At 37.7% G+C, this 14,805-nt stretch carries 13 protein-coding genes and 3 tRNA genes; 9 read left to right on the top strand and 7 right to left on the bottom strand.

The window, feature by feature from the left end; translation table 11 throughout:
• Nucleotides 1-162: 162 nt before the first annotated feature.
• The gene (locus tag HWV03_RS17735) at nt 163-444 is read right to left on the bottom strand and encodes a tRNA modification GTPase (protein WP_211677077.1); all 282 of its coding nucleotides are present in this window, start codon (nt 442-444) and stop codon (nt 163-165) included.
• Between the two features lie 254 nt (nt 445-698).
• Between HWV03_RS17735 and HWV03_RS17730 the strand changes: the two genes are divergently transcribed.
• Complete coding sequence (locus tag HWV03_RS17730) at nt 699-1,451, top strand: SDR family oxidoreductase (protein ID WP_211677076.1); 753 nt, start codon at nt 699-701, stop codon at nt 1,449-1,451.
• 301 nt (nt 1,452-1,752) lie between these two features.
• Here HWV03_RS17730 and HWV03_RS17725 read toward each other — a convergent pair whose 3' ends face one another.
• Nucleotides 1,753-2,148: a hypothetical protein gene (locus HWV03_RS17725; RefSeq protein WP_211677075.1), complete on the bottom strand. Its 396-nt coding sequence runs from the start codon at nt 2,146-2,148 to the stop codon at nt 1,753-1,755.
• A 593-nt stretch (nt 2,149-2,741) separates the two neighbouring features.
• On the opposite strand from HWV03_RS17725, the gene HWV03_RS17720 reads away from it, so the two are divergent.
• Nucleotides 2,742-3,530, top strand: coding sequence for an alpha/beta hydrolase family protein (locus HWV03_RS17720; protein ID WP_211677074.1), 789 nt, complete (start codon nt 2,742-2,744; stop codon nt 3,528-3,530).
• Between the two features lie 55 nt (nt 3,531-3,585).
• Nucleotides 3,586-4,518 carry an AraC family transcriptional regulator gene (locus HWV03_RS17715; protein ID WP_211677073.1) on the top strand — a complete coding sequence of 311 codons (933 nt, stop codon included), beginning with the start codon at nt 3,586-3,588 and terminating at the stop codon, nt 4,516-4,518.
• 312 nt (nt 4,519-4,830) lie between these two features.
• On the opposite strand, the gene HWV03_RS17710 is transcribed toward HWV03_RS17715, so the two are convergent.
• Nucleotides 4,831-4,906 (bottom strand) — tRNA-Gly (locus HWV03_RS17710).
• A 197-nt stretch (nt 4,907-5,103) separates the two neighbouring features.
• Between HWV03_RS17710 and HWV03_RS17705 the strand changes: the two genes are divergently transcribed.
• Together HWV03_RS17705 and HWV03_RS17700 are read left to right on the top strand one after the other, a co-directional pair.
• Nucleotides 5,104-5,649 (top strand): GNAT family N-acetyltransferase, encoded by a 546-nt coding sequence (locus tag HWV03_RS17705; RefSeq protein ID WP_211677072.1) that lies wholly within the window; start codon nt 5,104-5,106, stop codon nt 5,647-5,649.
• 105 nt (nt 5,650-5,754) lie between these two features.
• Entirely contained in the window at nt 5,755-6,243 is a 489-nt protein-coding gene (locus tag HWV03_RS17700) for a nuclear transport factor 2 family protein (protein ID WP_211677071.1), read from the top strand.
• Nucleotides 6,244-6,342: 99 nt separating this feature from the next.
• Here HWV03_RS17700 and hflX read toward each other — a convergent pair whose 3' ends face one another.
• Nucleotides 6,343-7,686, bottom strand: coding sequence for a GTPase HflX (hflX, locus tag HWV03_RS17695; protein WP_211677070.1), 1,344 nt, complete (start codon nt 7,684-7,686; stop codon nt 6,343-6,345).
• 272 nt (nt 7,687-7,958) lie between these two features.
• On the opposite strand from hflX, the gene HWV03_RS17690 reads away from it, so the two are divergent.
• The 4 genes from HWV03_RS17690 (at nt 7,959) to HWV03_RS17675 (ending at nt 9,446) form a co-directional block, all read left to right on the top strand.
• Nucleotides 7,959-8,034 (top strand) — tRNA-Gly (locus HWV03_RS17690).
• A 178-nt stretch (nt 8,035-8,212) separates the two neighbouring features.
• Nucleotides 8,213-8,288: transfer RNA gene (locus HWV03_RS17685), tRNA-Gly, on the top strand.
• A 377-nt stretch (nt 8,289-8,665) separates the two neighbouring features.
• Nucleotides 8,666-8,878 carry a hypothetical protein gene (locus HWV03_RS17680; RefSeq protein ID WP_211677069.1) on the top strand — a complete coding sequence of 71 codons (213 nt, stop codon included), beginning with the start codon at nt 8,666-8,668 and terminating at the stop codon, nt 8,876-8,878.
• A complete protein-coding gene (locus HWV03_RS17675) occupies nt 8,868-9,446 on the top strand; it encodes a lipase family protein (protein WP_211680308.1) in 579 nt (192 codons plus the stop codon). The genes HWV03_RS17680 and HWV03_RS17675 overlap by 11 nt, the downstream gene beginning before the upstream one ends.
• Nucleotides 9,447-9,479: 33 nt before the next feature.
• Here the strand turns inward: HWV03_RS17675 and HWV03_RS17670 are convergent, their stop codons facing one another.
• The 3 genes from HWV03_RS17670 to HWV03_RS17660 form a co-directional block, all read right to left on the bottom strand.
• Nucleotides 9,480-10,073, bottom strand: a complete 594-nt coding sequence (locus tag HWV03_RS17670) for a hypothetical protein (protein WP_211677068.1) — start codon at nt 10,071-10,073, stop codon at nt 9,480-9,482.
• Nucleotides 10,074-10,423: 350 nt separating this feature from the next.
• Nucleotides 10,424-12,781 carry a hypothetical protein gene (locus HWV03_RS17665; RefSeq protein WP_211677067.1) on the bottom strand — a complete coding sequence of 786 codons (2,358 nt, stop codon included), beginning with the start codon at nt 12,779-12,781 and terminating at the stop codon, nt 10,424-10,426.
• A 58-nt stretch (nt 12,782-12,839) separates the two neighbouring features.
• A complete protein-coding gene (locus tag HWV03_RS17660) occupies nt 12,840-14,108 on the bottom strand; it encodes an alpha-xenorhabdolysin family binary toxin subunit A (protein WP_211677066.1) in 1,269 nt (422 codons plus the stop codon).
• Between the last annotated feature and the right edge of the window lie 697 nt (nt 14,109-14,805).

Genomic DNA, 14,805 nt, shown 5'->3' with positions numbered 1-14,805 from the left:
GGTTTGGGTGCTTTACACTACAAATTGTATTTTTAGATGTTGTCTTGGGTCGTATCGGCTACATGATTGGTGGGAATTAGTTCGCTATATTTTACGTAGCGAACCATAATCTTGATCTTACACAGCATAATTCTTTCACTTTCTATGTAAGAGGTTGATTTTTTATTTGATTACGCCCGCGATTTTAGTTTGATCAACACCAATGATGCGGTTTACTACACCAAGGAATGATGAGGTATCTGTAACTGTTGACTTGATTGTTACGATTTCAGCATTTTCTGGCGCTAATTCCATTGCTCGTTCTTGGGTGTCACCACCAGGGAACTGCATAAATAATACATTTACATTCTCTGCATGGGCATCAAACGTTTCGTCAGTTTGACGAATACCAGAACAACCAGACAAACTGATAACAAGAAAAGACAATACTAATAAATTTTTCATTTTAAACTCCTTAACAATGTATAGGATTATTATAGATTTTTTTAAAAGTCCTATTCAATGTTTAAAATGTAAGTGTTTGTCGTAGCTGAACTAATACAAATCTTTACATAAATAAATATATTTATCCTTATAATCGAGGTCGTATCATCTCGATTTAGGGAAACCACGTATTATCGTTATCAACCTTAATGTGAGCTAGCAGGACTTGAAGTCCAATATTCTAACTATCTAAAGTAGTAAATTTGGAGAATTTTATGAGCGCGCGAAAAGTGGTGATAATTACAGGTGCTGGGCGAGGAATCGGAGCTGCGACAGCGCAACTTTTTGCGAGTAAAGGTTATGCGGTATGTATCAACTATAAGTCTAATTCAGAATCTGCCAACCAATTAGCGGAAGCGATAATCGCGGAAGGTGGGAAATGTATGACTGTTCAAGCCGATGTTTCTTCTGAGAAGGATGTGGTACGAATGTTTTCTACTGTGGACAAAGCGTTCGGTTCGGTATCAATATTAGTGAACAATGCAGGTATTTTGAAAAAGCAGTCACGCTTAGAGGATATGAGTGCCGATAGAATCAATTCAATACTCGTAAATAATGTCACCAGCTATTTTTTATGCTGCAGGGAAGCTGTAAAGCGCATGTCTACTCGTCATGGTGGCTTAGGTGGGGTAATTGTTAATGTATCTTCTGGAGCATCACGCTCTGGTTCTCCAAATGAATATATTGACTATGCCGCGTCAAAAGGAGCGATAGATACCTTAACTAAAGGTCTATCGTTAGAGGTTGCAGGTGAAGGCATTCGGGTTAATTGTGTACGTCCAGGGTTAATTCACACGGATATGCATGCAGACGGTGGAGAGCCAGAGCGAATCGAAAGGTTAAAAAATATTATTCCACTGAAAAGAGGTGGTAAACCTGAAGAAGTTGCTGAAGCCATCTACTGGTTAGCTTCAGATAAATCGTCATTTTCGACGGGAAACTATTTAGATCTAGCTGGTGGTCTGTAATGCAGTGCGTTGGTTTAATATCAAATATTGCAACCTCTTTAAACAAATCAGTAGAGGTTTTTAAACTTTAAACTCGATTAGGTTTTGTTGTAGCTGTACAGTCAATTAGACCTCTTCAACGGAGGTTTTTTTGATCTAGGGTTAAAATTGTCGACGTGCTTAGAGCAGTAATGGCTCGCTAGATTTCTCGTAGCGAACCATTACTTGATACTGATCTTACATTACGACGGTTACGTGAGATCATCGTTGATTTTCACCTCAATACCCGTCCAGTGACAGTTATTTTTGGTGAGAATTCAACTTAACCTTTACTATAGAAGAATGTGTTCTGTTTATTTCCAGCTTCCTCTGTAAATACACCTATACCTGAATCGTCTGTCAGACATTTGAAAGTATACGTGTAGTTTAAGGCACCCATAGTTCCTTCAAGTAGACCAATTCCGTTCGTAGAGTCGATCACTTGGTAAGTATAGTTTGATGTATACTGAGTAGTGCGATTCAAAGCCTTGAAGTCGTAAGTTCCTGCTCCAAAAGTTACTTTCGCTAATGTGCCTGCGTTAGTTTTCTTTTTATCGTAAAGTGGATTAGCTAAAGTCGTTAACGTTAATCCATCTAACTGTGCTGGCACAGTACAGTTGTTAGCAAAGCTCATTAGCGGTAACATTGACAGTACTGACGCAAGTATAATTTTTTTCATTTTAAATCCTTTATGATTATTCACATGCCCTTCCTACACAATAGGAGGTACGACAAAAGTAGCATGTAAATTCGTGTTGCTTTAAGTCGGTACATCAAATTGTGTGATCTGTATATCCCTACATTTAAAAGTCAAGTTTGATTTGTGTGCTCTTTGTGTGCTTTTTGAGCTCTTACGGGTTTGGTGATACGTGGTAAATTAAACATAAAAATGATCATTTTAGTGCGTTTGCAGCATAAATAACTATTTTATAGGTATTTATTAACTTTTTTATAATTATTATTTAGTTTTATTATAATTAATGGTGACATTTGTGGTGATTTGTTGTAGTCATTTTGTGGTGTTTGGCGGTGGTTTTTTGGTGCTTTAGTTGGTGTTTATTTTGGTTGTAACTTTACAATGCGGCAGTTTCAAAGTGAGATAGGTATTCAGTGTAATACTTGCATGTTGCTATTTGCTTATTTCTGAATAACATTTAAAGTACCACTAAAGTAGTGTCGCGTTTGTGGTGGTGAACAGGACTGAATGCTTGCTAAGAATAGATTTTAATGCCGAGTTGGTATTTTATTTTAAATAAATGGAATTTTTTGAATATGAAATTATTACTGTTACTGATCTTATGTGTAAATAGCGCGATGGCAAAAAATAGTGTTATTTATGACGAGGTTATTGTTGATGATGTTTCTACTAAAATTATGACTTACAAAAGTAAAAATATGACGAACAACCCTATATTAGTTATTGCGCTACATGGTGACGCACCTTTTCATAATCCTTCATATCAGTATCGGTTTGCAGAAACGGTTTCAAAACTATCAGAAAATGTGGTCAGTATTGGAATGCTTCGTCCTGGTTATATGGATCATTTATCTCGGATTTCAGACGGTATAAGAGGTGACGCTATCGGAGATAACTACGATGATATAAGAATTGAACAAATTGCTAAAGCCATTGAAAGTTTAAAATTATATTACAATTCTCGTAAGGTTATTCTTGCTGGGCACTCTGGCGGCGCGGCGATTAGCGCTAAATTAATATCTTTATATCCCAAGCTTGTTGATCATGCATTTATTGTTTCTTGTCCTTGTAATATACCGGCTTGGAGAGCTGATATGTATAAAATATCTAAATATGAGGGTTTTAAAGGGGACTTAGGCATTAGTTCACCAATAGATTTAGTAAGCCAAATTTCAGATGATACTAAAATTAATATTTATTTTGGGAATAAAGACGAAACGGCTAAGCCATATTTGAGCCTCAATTATGAAAAAGCGCTAAAGTCTCAAGGTAAACAAGTTCAATCAAAGGAGCTTGAAGGTGGTCATAATATATTTTTAAATGATGAAATCATACAATCGTTAGTAGGTGTCATCGGTACTTAGCTAAGAGGCCTCCATGATCATTTTTAATCTGATCAACAATCAGAACTAGGTAATTATGAATAAAGTATACAAAGCTCGTGTTGATAAAGTAATTAAGTATATTGAAGCGCATTTGTCTAAGAAAATCTCACTTGCCGAAGTGGCTGAAATAAGTCATTTTTCGGTATTCCACTTTCATCGTATTTTTACTGGTGTTGTAGGTGAAACCGTTAATGATTACACCGCTAGGCGCAGATTAGAGAAAGCGGTCAATTTGTTGATCTTTAAAACAGAGCTATCCATTACTCAAATTGCTTTAGATAGCGGTTTTTCGTCGAGCGCCAATTTTTCAAAAGCCGTGAGGCTTCATTTTGGTTTCAGTCCGTCAGAAATTAGAAATCCAGACAAAGTCAAAGATAGCAAGATTGGAAAAATATCTAGCAAGTATGGAAAAGACTTTAATCCCTCAGATTTGTATCCTAATCGCATCACAAATGAAGTGATGGATAATACTAATTTAAAGGGAATAAATATGAGAATTGAAGTAAGAGAACTTGAGCGTCAGCGTGTATGCACATTAGCCTCTGAAGGAGGGTATGAATCTGAAGCAATATATACAGCATGGGATAAACTGATTGATTGGGCGGTAGGTAACGGTATCAAACCAGAAGATCAAAAACGATTTGCCTTTGCTTTTAATAATCCAACGGTGACACCTATAGATAAATGTCGTTATGTTTCGTCTATCGTCATTGGTGATGATATTCAGGTTAACTCACCATTTACTCTATCTGAAATACCAAAGGGTAAGTACGCTGTACTTTATTATAAAGGGCATCCAGAGGAGACAATTAAGGCTATATTGAGTATCTATTCTGATTGGCTGCCTGATAGTGGATTTGAACCAGATGAGTTCCCGATGCTTGAACGTTATTTGAATGACGCAAGAGTTGATGGTTATCTTGAAATGGAAATTCACGTTAAACTGAAAGATTTATCTAATGTGTAGCAGCGTTAAACACTAAGTGATAAGAGCGAGTTCTGCGAAAGCGGGACTCGAAGCCGAATAAGCTACTTACTCTACCTACCTATCTAACGACATAGTAATTGAGCTTCTATATCCACGAAATTAATACTTATGTTTATACTACTTCTTTTGGACTATACTGCGGCATTGATTCGACATACTACAAAATCTATTGAAAGCAAGAGGTTGTCGAATTACGGAAGCGTCTTTGAAATACAGGCTTGAAGGTATGTTGATTACTGATGAGTATTTTTTAGATACAAAAAAAGCCACTCTATGAGTAGCTTTAATGTTTGGAGCAGGCAGCCTGGATTCGAACCGAGCGTCTTTAACTGGGTAAGCTAACGTATTGCCATTATACGATGCCCGCATCAAAGTTGATAACATGGTGTTGATGCATCTATGTAAAGTAATATATCAAAATTCTCCTGCTTGTGCGTTAATTGCTCTTTATTTTCTGTGTTAATAGCGTTGTTCCGCTTTAGCACTAGGAGAGTTCCTATGGCAGAACATGATCCATTCATAATGCAGGGTTTTCTGCGCCTCTGATGGCAATAAGGTGAGAGTATGAGAATAGTAGAAGCAAAAATATCAGATTTAGCGCGTTTCTTTGATTATTTGGGAGACCAATTAACCGAAAATGGTGCTGAAGGTGAAGCTCTATTTCAGCCGATATCAAGAACTCAAAATAATGTATCAAAGCAAACGCGTGAAAAATTTGAAAATGGTTTTGATGCAGATCTAGGGTCGCCTAACTGGAGGAAGCTCTGGTTAGCTAAAGATTCCTCTGGGCATATTTGTGGCCATATAGATCTACGGCATCATAGCGAAGAGTATTGTTTTCATCGAGTATTACTGGGTATGGGGGTGAGCAAAAAATGCCGTAAACAAGGTGTCGGTGAAAAAATGATGGAAAAAGTAGTCGGCTTTTGTTGTGAAAATCGTAGTATTGATTGGCTTGATCTTAATGTACTCTCGGTAAATATGCCTGCTAAAAGTCTCTATTTAAAGTGTGCCTTTAAAGTTATTGGTGAAATATCTGACTATTATCGAATCGAAGGTGAATCGGTGTCAGAAATAACGATGACAAAGTGTGTCAAAACTTACGTATAACAAATTACCGTATTTGGCGCAAAGACTGAAGCTATTGACGTTATCTCGAAAGCACAGTGACAGCTTAACTTATATATTGAGTAGACATTTTAAAGAGGAATAAACATGAACAAATTCTTAAAGAAAAAACTACTCGCTGTGTCATTACTTAGCTTTAGCACTTTTAGCCAGGCTGCACCAATAGAGGTAACGTTTAGTGATTTAAGTCATCCACAAGCTAACCAATTTTTAGAGCAAACTTTTGATAACTTTTTAAATAACCCGAGTAAGTTAGATGAGACTCTTTCTGATGATTTTGTGCAAGTATTTGGCGCCGGAACAAATGGGAGAGCTGATTTTTTAGCGCACGCAAAAGTGCTATCTGAATCTATATCAGGCGCAAAAATACATTTTGAGGACGTAAATGTTGATAGTAGTGGTGTTATCTCAGAAACCCATACAATTACATTAACAAAAAAAGGAGGAGGAGACGCAGAATTAAGATTTTTGGCTTTCTACTATTTTAAAGATGGAAAGTTAGCGAAGGTTGATGAGTTGTATACTCTTGTTAAAGGCAGTAGTGAAGATCGTGACTTAGGGTCTAGAATTAAATAGCGAAAATATTATCCACCTACACAGGTATTTTCTCGGATACCCGGCTCGGACACAGAGGTCCGAACCGGAGTGCGACATTAATTTATTTTTAACTGCGTATTAAAAAGTAGTGAGTTGCAGCATTTTATGTAATCGCTCTAGGGCAACCGGGCTTGCTTTTAATGTGATACGAATACCTTTTTCATGGTATTCCTCTTCTAGAACCTGCATTTTACTGTGAATTTCACCCATCACACCACTGGCTGTGTAGGGGATATCAAAACAGGCAGGGCACATTTTCTTTTCCAGTAAATTTTGAATTTCCTGATGTACGAACGCGACATCGCTCTTGTCATGCGCACTGATTTGTAGCGCATCGGGATAGCGTTCCAGCAGGTCTAATTGCTGTTCTTCGCTTAAGCAATCTACCTTATTGAGTAATAATACTTTGTTATTCAAATCGATATTTAATTGCCCTAATACATGATCTACAATGGCTAATTGCGAAATGAAATTTTCGTCTGATGCATCAACCACGTAAAGCAATAAGTCTGCATTTTTTGCTTCTTCTAAGGTCGAATGAAATGATGCAACCAAATCATGGGGTAATTTCTGGATAAAACCAACGGTGTCGGAGATTAAAATACGCGGTTGTGTCGGCGGCTGTAGTGTACGTATCGTGGTATCTAAAGTAGCAAACAGTTTATCTTCAACTAATACTTCAGAGCCTGTTAGAGCACGCATTAAAGATGATTTACCGGCATTGGTATAACCCACTAACGCCACGGTTAACTGCTCGATACGACCACTGCTTCGACCTTGCATCTCGCGTTGTACCTTGGTCAGTTCGCGTCGTAGATCGGCTATTTTAGTGCGAACACGGCGACGATTAATCTCAAACACAGTTTCACTGATTGAACGGCCTTTTTGGCGTTCGCGATCGCCACTGCTTTCATCACGTAATCGCGGTGTTAAGTAATTAAGTCGCGCGATCTCTACTTGCAGCTTCGCAGTACGAGTACGTGCGTGTTTACTAAAAATTTCGATAATAACGCGGGTACGATCGTAAACTTCTACGCCGAGTGCCGCTTTAACATTACTTAATTGATTCGGGCTTAGTTCGCAATCGAATACCACAATGTTGGCTTGGCATTTAACATCTGTTGTTGCTAATAATTGGCTTAACTCGTCTTGGTCTAATTCAATCTGCACTTCATCTTCATAAAATGTGCTTTCACCTGTTAACGAGGCTAATTCTTCTAGCTTACCAGAGCCTAATACTGACAGTTGTTTGGTCGATTTTTGTCGTTGCGTTTTAGTCCCAACCACAGAAAATCCGAGAGTATGAACTAAACGGCTTAATTCAGATAATGATTCGTCCACGTCCTGTTGCGTAGTACAAGGCGTGCGAATAGAAATAAGTAAGGCGCGGGTAACAGATTGTTCTGTTGTTGTGATCGACATGTCGGTGCTCGTAGCTCATTGCTTAAAGTAATATGAGCTGCATCCTACGCATTTCGAATTTCTATTACTAGCTGTATGGACGTTAAAGCGAAAAATAATAAAAGCGAGACAGCACTGAATAACGCTACAGCGCGTATAAAATAGCCATATTAATGTACTGCTCTCTGTCCACAATACGACAACTGGCACTGACATTCACTGACATGCACTGACATGCACTGACATTTCTTCTGTTTGCATTGCGATAAAACTGAAGTAATATCTCCACCCATGCGGACATCGTATAATGGTAATACGTCAGCTTTCCAAGTTGAAGACGCCGGGTTCGAATCCTAGCTGACCGCTCCAAACATTAAAGCTACTTATTGAGAGGCTTTTTTGTATGGCATGGCATCACCGCTTTAAAGTTAACTTGAGTAAACTTATTCTCTCTCGTTTTTGATTCTTTATCGCCAAATGTTACTGACATACACTGACATTTCTTCTGTTTGCATTACGATAAAACTGAAGTAATATCTCAATCCATGCGGACATCGTATAATGGTAATACGTCAGCTTTCCAAGTTGAAGACGCCGGGTTCGAATCCTAGCTGACCGCTCCAAACATTAAAGCTACTCATTGAGTGGCTTTTTTTGTATGGCATGGTATCACCGCTTTAAAGTCACTTGAGTAAACTTACTCTATCTCTCTCGCTTTCTATTCGTCATCGCAATACCGCCATTCTCTGTGCCGTTAAATAGTCTTATTGTTGCTTGATGAATACCTGCGACGTTAGAGCTGGTCGTATAATATGTATGTGTAGGGGTCGCTAATGCATTCGTTGAAATTAATTTATACCGATTAGTACTCGTTATTGACAGAGAGAGATCGAAATTGAATGAGTTTTATCTTATTTTGAGTGTTATTTAAGTTGAATCACAGTTTTCCAGCTGAATGCGGCGTTGAAATGACGCCATAATATAGAGTGAGGAGAATAAAATGGACCTACCAAAAGGTTTTGATTTAGACTTGGCTTTAGAGTTGGCCTGCTTAAGTAATGATGCATATAGTCAATATGATGCCTACAAAGAAAGAAAGGTATGGACTGGTCCTGAAGGATATAAACTAGAGCTCACATTTCAAGCGATGTATGAGAGTAAGCATGTCCCATTAGGGTTCGTCGTTTCTAAGGGGGGACAACATTTATGTTAGTTGGCGTGGAACGAGTTCAGTTGAAGAGTGGGTAGAAGACGTTAAGTTTGAGCAAGTAAGATGTTCTTATCTTCCTGGACATATCGACGTTGAGTTAGGTTTTTATCAGTTATACGCGACAGATCAGTCAGGTTCTTCACCTCAAAATATTGTTTTGAATTTCCTTAAAGAGAAGCAGATAAAAGGGACTCTATACATAACTGGTCATAGCTTGGGAGCCGCACTTTCCGTTTTGAATACGCTCGATATTGCAAAGAATACAAACCTGAGTAATCTAGCCCTCTATACATTTGCTGGACCTCGTGTTGGTTCTCCTGAGTTTACTTCAATTTATAATAGTGCAATTTCTGATTCATGGAGAGTTGTCAATTTAAATGATGAAGTGCCAAATCTACCTTTAAAGGACTCTTTAGGAAACGATTATAGACACGTGAATAAGGAGTTTGATATCACATTTGGCGGAGAATGTCCTTGGGAATGGGGAGATAACCACTCATTGACTAATTATATCAATCAACTGCATAAATTAAAAAAACACATAATGATAAAATCTGCCATTCTTACTTGAATGACAGGATAGAGCTTAACGCCTATCATTTGGCTATATGGCGATAAAATTAATCAGACTAAGAGAGGTTATAGCAACACCAGCTGATACCCTTTGTGCACGTGTCAGATCTGGCCGACTGATGGCATAACGCTGATCTACAATTGAGTGTTGTAAGCTCGCTATATCAAAGATTCCTGATACACAAGATTGAAAGTTTAACTTTCCGCTTGATACCATCTTGGGTAAGTCGTTATAGCTGATATGGTTTGTGATATTGTTAACCTTGTAAACCATGGCTTCATCAATTGATAATAAAGGTGAAACATAGCCTGTTTTAGTACTATCACTGCCAGATCTCATTATAGGCATGACTAAATATTTTCCACCGACGATAGAATTGTTTACTCCCATATTAAAGCGTAAGAACTCTTTTTTATTTGCTGGAATAGTTGCTGCTGTAAGCGCTAATTTGTATTGAGGAATAGTGATAAATTCATCGAATGGTACTCTAGCAATACCATCAACATTAAATTTATTGAGAAAGACACTTTCTTCTTCACAGTAGGTGATACCTTTAGATTGGTATAACACGTTTCCTTTACCACACTGTTTATTTAAATCATTCGGTTCGGTTTTTATCACCACGATAAGACTTCCTATCTATAAAATTGATCATCTTGATTATCTCTTACTTAAAATAAATATCACGAGATTATTTTCGAAAAGAACTCTTTTTTTAAATACCTTACCTTGGGATCTTGAAAGCCCCTTTAATTATCAAGCCTATAGATGTATAGGTTATGTTATTAGACTTTCTCATGATAGAAATCAGCCAAATTTTCCAATTAAATATGTTAGAAATGACTTATTGGCGGAAGCAGCATCGAGTTTTTATTGGAAACAGGGGCTATGTCTCTAGCCCCTACTGAATGATGCATGCAGTCAATATTATGGTCACAAAAAAGGTATGGACTGATATTATGTTAAGTTGGTTATTATATTAGCCAAGGTGTTGTTATCCAATTGCCATTAAGTTTAATTTTAATTTCCTCTACACCGCTAAGATCTATTTTCTCAAAATCTTTCAGCTTAATGGTCCATTGAGAAAAAGCGGTAGGGTCAAACATGTATTTATCGAAGTCACTAGCAAGCTCTCCGTCAACCTCGACTTCAATGGTATCTCCAGATTTAGAGTACTGATAAAAACGTTTCGCTTCACTCGTATGGAATTTATAATCCTTACCATTGTAAAAATCAGTGAATCCGCCCGAATGGCTTATCTGGAATATGAATTTACCATCAGGCACGTCCTCGCCTAAAAGTTCAATCCCCATCTTTTCTAAACGAACTCGCTGCTTCCCATCAAATAGACCATCGGCAAAAGATTGATGATTTTCTTTATCAATATTAAATGTAAAGAAACCAGATTTTTGGAGCTCTTTTATTTGCCCGTTATTATCGAGTACAAACGAAGTGCGAAATGTTTGTGGAGCAACGTCATAAAAGTCTTCAATTACATTAAGGAGCTCAGTGTCCATCGTTACTAGGTTTTTGCTGTAGTCGAGATACGACCCATTCAACTGCGGTGTAATGCTACTATCCTCAAATGTATGGTATTTAAACGCAGCATTGTAGTTCAATTGAACAGTATAAAGAGGCCGTTTGAAAAAGTTATATGCTCGGAACAAATACTGCTCAACTTTTTCTAAGTCTGTTTCCTTACTGTCAATACTAGTGAGGATATTTTTAACTGTTTCCATATCACTAACAATGACATTTTTCTCTAACTCTAGGTCGACGACGAGTGCAGACATCTGAACGATTGCAAGTTGGGTACTCGTAATCGATGAGCCCCAGATCATAAGTCTATCTAATTCATATTTATATTGTGATGCTCCTTTTATCTTCTCGGTCTTGGCGAGTCCTAATTTTTCATTAATGTCTTGTTGAGTCAAAGTCCAATTTAAAGCTGAATCCTCTAGGCTTGGGATATCAAGAACTAGTTCTTTCATCTGTTTGCGCAAATTGTGGTCATAACTTTGATTTTTGAGCAGCTTGAGCATCTCTGTGATTGATTTTGAAATTTTTTGGATGTTAGCAATATTCGTTGAGAGATTTTTTAGATTTGCGGCACTAAAAAAAGTGTTATCGACAGTATTCGCCATTTTACTTGCAGTGGTAGCAATTGCTGTGGGGTTACCCGTATACGCAGCTATGATGCCGGTGCCAATGTCTGTAATAATATTTAAACAGTCAAAAAGTACGTTTGCTGTTGATGTTATTTTATAGTATGCAAGCCCCACGTCAAAGTCAATTTTCGCGGCGTTAACTGCGGGCTCCTGCTGTTCAAATGCTGTAATTCTATCATCTACAATTTCCTGGTATGTTTCAATTTTGTCATTTTGGTTTTTAATAATACCTTCTTGTGAATCAAGCGCACTTTCTAAGTGTCCTAGCATCGCCAAAGCTGTATTTTTTCTTGCTGCTAAGTCGTTTTGTTGCTTATCAAATTTATCGTATTCACTTTGGTAGGCTGCCATAGAGTGCAGGATCGTCTCATATGAGTCGGAATACACATCTAATTTTAGTTTTGGGATGTAGTCACCTGCTTTCTGGTTTAACTCAACAAACATCTGCAAACTTTTAAGGGAGTGGTACAAGTTAGCGAAATCTTTATTTTTTGTGAGTAAAGGTTCTGACTTACCAAGTACTTTTGCGTACCAATCGAGCATCTGAAGACTTAGTTCCGGTTTTTGATCGTACATTGAAGCACCTAAATCAAAACCTTGATCGAAAATAAAGGTCTTATTTTCTGGTAGTGAAGCAATCAGCCCCTCCACGTTAGTGTTATTATCTTGGTAAAGACCTTCTATACCTTGGCTGTTATAATACGTAAAGTTTTCTCCTGCATCCGTTTTTACCTCAATCGAATTGTACTTTTGCATAACAAAAACATTGTCTTTGATCTCTTTCGCAACAATTTTTAATAATGTATTATTGTCATCGCTTACAAGCAAGTTAAGATCACTGCTGCCAGTTATCTTCCTTGCCATTATCTGGATTTGTTTGCCTGTGATATCCGCAATTACTGGCGTTTCAAGGTTGATTGTATCGGCCACGATAACAACACTACTAACCTTGTTGCTAAGATGCAAAATTTCATTAATATCCTTGGAATTTAAATACATCCCCTGAATGACTGCATGATGTGTTGAAATGACCGTAGCCGTTTCATCGTAAGCTGTGGGTAAATACAGTGGTTCTTTGGCATCATAAAAGTCCGTCCATATATTTGCAGATATCGACGGGCTGGCAAGAAGCATACATGCAAGAACAGCATTTTTTTTAAACATAGTGAACCTCATCTTATGATAAAGGGAGGGGGCCCCCCTTTAGTAGCTAAAATCTAAATTAGTTTCCTAGCTTAAATCTGTATTCGAGTGATTCAGTTATGTAAGCATTTAATTGCCACGCTGATGCTGTATTTCCAACGTCATTCCAACCACATATGATATTTTCGACTATACTCGATGTTGAAAACGCTGCCGTAAGGCTATTTGGATTATGAATAACACTTTCAGAATCAATTGACTCAATAAGCATAAGCACTCCTTTTATCTGCGAGTTGAGCTGTGACCAACCGCCTCTCAATTTATTGAGTGAATTACGGGCCGCCAACATTGGTTCTTGTATTCTATCAATATTGGTTGTTGCCAAGACCCAAGATGTATATACAGCTTGGGTCGTCGTTAATTTATCTCGAGCTCTCTCAAGATCTTCCTTTTTCGCATCTAATCTTATTTTAAGATCCACTGCGTAAGCTGTACTTGCGGCAGCAGCGCCTATTGCTGCGATAGTTCCAAGTGGATAAACCCATGCATAAGTTGGTGTCGTGGCGCCGACTGTAACCCATTTCGTGTATTCGGCGTTCAATTCGTCTTTCTCACGAACTAGCTCTTCGATATGATATTGTTCTGCTGTACCATCATTCAGCAAAATGCCCGCATTAAGCCTTTCTACTTCGGCAAGCCTTTTTGCTTGCAGACTTAAAGTCTCACTAAAGATAGTTAACTCATCGTCCATTTTTGTAGTGTCTTTATAAAAGCTCTCGGTTTGGTTTTGCATAATACTCAATAAAGCGAGAGTCATCATTTTACTTTCTTGGAACTTTACTTCATCGCCTGCTCGTGCAGCTGCCAAGAGGTCTTCTGTGGCATCTTCCAACTTTGTGGCACTCCAAACTACGGACTTTGAATATACCATTAGATCACCAGCTAAATTGACCATTTTACTCATGTGTCCACTAGGACCTGACCACAGTGATGCAATATCATTTATTTCCTCATAACTTTTAAGCAACTCGTTATATACGCCGTCAAACGCCACGTGATCTGTTATTTGAAAGTAGGTTTTCATACTCTCTTCGGTTGTTGGTAGACCTTTTGCTGCCTCGGTAAATAATTGAATCTGGAGCCATTCCTCTGTTTGTAGTATGAAACTACCGTTTTCATTAAGAAATTGACGCGGATCACCTAAAATATTTTCATTTTCTTGGAGTTCATACATAGCTGAATGCTCAGCGTGCGGATACCGCTCAAATGAAGCATAGTTTGCTTGTAATGAGGTATTTATGCCAAAGGTCAATAGTATCGCTAGAGCAACTTTGTTCTTATTTATCATCATATATCCTTATTTCATAATGGGACTTGGTAGCAGAGTTGTTTGCATGCCTTAGCCATTGTCGTTGTAGTTGAAGTTGGAGCAAAATTAACAGTATTTATCGTTAATTTGGAGTTAAATTAGCGATTAACGACCAAAATGTAGGATTATCCGACTTCAGCAAAAGGGACTATTTATTAGTTGGTTGATTGGTTTGTTAGTGAGTGTTTCACTGTGTATTTATATTTTAAATACACAGTCGTTCTGTTGATGATGAATTCACTGGATTAGTGGGAAGGGAGTTAAGATTAGCATTGGTAAATTTAAATATAACCAATGAAAATTAATGGGGGCAGAAACCCGATTAATCCTTTAAATAAAGGATTAATCAATTTATAATACCACTTAATGGGTGGGGTGTAGTGGTTTGCACCTCTAGGTGGGTAGTTTGTGGTGGTTTGTGGTTTTCTACTGCATGCGCCTTAATCACAGGCATTTTATTTGGTGTTTCTCCAGAATATCTTGAAAGATGTTTAGCAAAGGTACGCAGCTACAGGATGATTAAAATGACATTTGATAGGACCACTTAATGGGTGGTAGTAAATGAATAAAATGAATGATTATCCTGTACAAATGAAGCGTACTACGTAAGAAATATTTTAAATTCAGTTGAGTTGATTCTGGGTGCCGATATATGAAAATAGTGTTAAGAAGGAAA

This window comes from Moritella sp. 36, from assembly GCF_018219415.1.
Lineage (GTDB): Bacteria > Pseudomonadota > Gammaproteobacteria > Enterobacterales > Moritellaceae > Moritella.
This window is presented reverse-complemented; position numbering and strand designations above follow the sequence as displayed.